Below are 2,927 nucleotides of genomic sequence, written 5' to 3' on the forward strand. Positions count from 1 at the left end.
TGGATGTCCTAACTAAAATTCCATAGTAAGAAAAGGTATAAAACTTACTTAACATGATGAAAGGACAAAAAAATCATTACGAGGCGTCATTTAAATTGCTAGCAGTAGAATTGAGTTATGAAAGAAGTAACATCTCAGAATTAGCTAGGGAAATTGGAATAAAAGCTTCATTATTATACAAATGGCGCAAAGATTATCAAGAATACGGATTCAATAGTTTTCCAGGAAAAGGCAATTTAAAGCTAACAGTAGAACAGGATCGAATAGTAGAATTAGAAAAGAGACTAAAAGATGCTGAATTAGAACGTGATATCTTAAAAAAAAGCAATCAGCATTTTCTCTAAGAACGGTCGATGAAATACAGATTCATAAAGAATCATGAGCTTAAATTTCCGATTGAGAAAATGTGTTTTATATTAAAAATCAATTACAGCAGCTATTTTAAATGGAGAAAGAGAGGTTATTCCAATAGACTTTTGAGAAAAAATTTGATGTTGAATAAAATAACATATTTATATTTTGAATTTAAGCAGAGATACGGAAGTCCTCGAATTCATTCAGAATTAAACGCTTTAGGTTATAGAATATCACTTAAAACAGTTGCTAAATAAATATATGCAAGAGCTTGGTTTAAGAAGTAAATTAAGTAAAAAGTTTAGAATTACAACAAATTCCAAACACAATTATTTAACTGTGAATAATCTACTTAATCGATATTTTAGTACTTCAAAACGTTCAATGAAATGGGTATCAGACATTACTTAACTTATATTCAAACTCAAGAAGGATTTTTGTATTTAACAACAATCATCGATTTATTTGATAGAAAGGTCATTGGTTGGAGTTTAAGCCACACTATGAGTACAGAAGAAACGAGTTTAGTAGCATGGCGTATGGCTATAAAAAATAGATCAATTAAAAAAGAAATGTTATTTCATTCCGACAGAGGTGTTCAATATGCTTCGAAGAAGTTTACAAACGTGCTTGATTCTTATGGTGTTATTCGTAGCATGTCTAGAAAAGGAAATTGCTGGGATAATGCTGTAGTTGAGAGTTTCTTTAAATCTTTAAAGAATGAAATGATTTATGGAAATAAATTAATTACCAGAGAAAAAATAAAAACGAAAATTTTTGAGTATATTGAAATTTGGTATAACAGAAAAAGAAGACATAAAGCTTTAGATTATAAAACGATCTTTGAGTTTAATAATAATTTACAATTTTTAAAATATGTAGCTTAGCTTATACTGGAAAATTCAGGGGGATATCCAAATCAAACATTGTATATATTGTCGATAGCGAAATGGAGCGTATCAAGAATGACCCGAACTTACAGCATTTGATACAACAAGGGTAGAAGAAATGTTTAAAATAATCTAACTTCCTTGATGTCTTAATTTTGAAAGGTTTTAAATTACAACAACTTAAAAAACTGAATACTCTTTTTCATTAACTTTGCTGTATGAGGAGAGTACTCGCCATATTGTTTCTATCTGTGTATCTTATTTCAACAACTGAATTAGGTCAGTTGCTGAAGTTCCCTATGTTGGTAGAACATTATTTCGAGCTCAAAGAGAAAAATCCTCAAATAAATGTGATGGAATTTCTCGCACTTCATTATGAAGGCAACCACCTCGAAAATCATTCGCATGATGACGATTATGAACATGACAAACAACTACCGTTTATCGTTCATACCGATGTTTTGAATGTCAGTTTTGTACTTACTCCTCCTTTTAGTTTTGATATAGAAACGAAAAAACTTGTAGGTGAAGAATCCAAAGCCTTGCCTTTGGACGACACATTTTCTGATAACATTTATCTTTCTGCCGTTTGGAAACCTCCTAAATCCTGTTAATTGCCCTTTTAGATTTGCGGATTTTATCCATCCGTATTATTACTGTTGGCTTGTGCTTTCGGTGTATGGTACTGTTGTGTATACATAAGCTTTGCAGCCGGGGTAATATTTAATCTCTCCCTTATTTTTTACAATTAACAGAATAAATTATGCTTACAAAAATCATTGAGTTTTCTGTAAAGAACAAACTCATTATAGCATTACTGATTCTTGGTTTAATAGGCATTGGCTCCTATCAGGTAAGCAAATTACCGATTGATGCCGTGCCGGATATTACCAATAATCAGGTGCAGGTTATTACCATCGCTCCTTCTTTTGGAGCCAGCGATATCGAACGTCTGGTTACTTTCCCGATCGAGCAGGCGAACTCCAATATTTCCGGACTCAAAGAAATCCGCAGTTTCTCCCGTTTCGGATTGTCCTTGGTTACCATTGTTTTTGATGATGGTATTGATGTGTATTGGGCAAGGCAACAGGTTGCAGAGCGGCTGCAGCAGGTTCAGAACGAAATTCCGCAAGGTATCGGAACTCCGCAATTAGGACCAATTTCAACCGGTTTGGGCGAAATCTACCAATATGTCGTTCGTCCTAAAGAAGGTTTTGAACAAAAATACGACATTACCGAACTCCGCAGCATTCAGGATTGGATTGTGCGTCGGCAGTTACTTCAGGTCAAAGGCGTGGCAGAAGTCAGCAGTTTTGGCGGCAAACTGAAGCAATACGAAATTGCCGTAAATCCCGACAGACTCAATGCTTACGGCATTACCATCAATGATGTTTTTGATGCACTGAATGCCAATAATCAGAACACCGGCGGGGCTTATATCGAAAAAGGGCCAACCGTTCTCTACATCCGCAGCGAAGGTTTGGTGGGTAATATTGAGGATATTCAAAATATTTCCATTAGCAATAAAAACAATGATGTACCATTGTTTATCCGCGATGTAGCCGATGTAAAAATTGGCTTTGCCACCCGTTACGGAGCGATGACCTACAACGATCAGGGTGAAGTTTCCGGTGCTGTGGTGATGATGCTGAAAGGTGCTAACAGCAGTCAGGTCATCAAAGA

The 2,927-nt window shown here is 35.0% G+C and carries 5 protein-coding genes; all 5 read left to right on the forward strand.

Annotation, left to right across the window (positions count from 1 at the left end):
• The first annotated feature begins 53 nt into the window (after positions 1 to 53).
• Entirely contained in the window at positions 54 to 344 is a 291-nt protein-coding gene (locus tag B3J44_RS24300; protein ID WP_409450447.1) for a transposase, read from the forward strand.
• Between the two features lie 147 nt (positions 345 to 491).
• Entirely contained in the window at positions 492 to 611 is a 120-nt protein-coding gene (locus tag B3J44_RS24305) for an IS3 family transposase (protein WP_409450448.1), read from the forward strand.
• Positions 612 to 743: 132 nt separating this feature from the next.
• The gene (locus tag B3J44_RS24310; RefSeq protein WP_312081825.1) at positions 744 to 1,241 is read left to right on the forward strand and encodes an IS3 family transposase; all 498 of its coding nucleotides are present in this window, start codon (positions 744 to 746) and stop codon (positions 1,239 to 1,241) included.
• Positions 1,242 to 1,462: 221 nt separating this feature from the next.
• Complete coding sequence (locus tag B3J44_RS22255; protein WP_286971503.1) at positions 1,463 to 1,858, forward strand: hypothetical protein; 396 nt, start codon at positions 1,463 to 1,465, stop codon at positions 1,856 to 1,858.
• 149 nt (positions 1,859 to 2,007) lie between these two features.
• The coding region (locus B3J44_RS22260) for an efflux RND transporter permease subunit (RefSeq protein WP_286971505.1) at positions 2,008 to 2,927 on the forward strand (920 nt) is incomplete at its 3' end.

Source organism: Flavobacterium sp. UBA4854 (assembly GCF_002399805.1).
Lineage (GTDB): Bacteria > Bacteroidota > Bacteroidia > Flavobacteriales > Flavobacteriaceae > Flavobacterium > Flavobacterium ginsengisoli.

What these genes read in the sequence shown, in the direction of transcription:
- B3J44_RS24305 (WP_409450448.1), top strand. Translation starts at nt 492, where the DNA reads ATGTTGAATAAAATAACATATTTATATTTTGAATTTAAGCAGAGATAC.
- B3J44_RS22255 (WP_286971503.1), top strand. Translation starts at nt 1,463, where the DNA reads ATGAGGAGAGTACTCGCCATATTGTTTCTATCTGTGTATCTTATTTCA.
- B3J44_RS24310 (WP_312081825.1), top strand. Translation starts at nt 744, where the DNA reads ATGGGTATCAGACATTACTTAACTTATATTCAAACTCAAGAAGGATTT.
- B3J44_RS24300 (WP_409450447.1), top strand. Translation starts at nt 54, where the DNA reads ATGATGAAAGGACAAAAAAATCATTACGAGGCGTCATTTAAATTGCTA.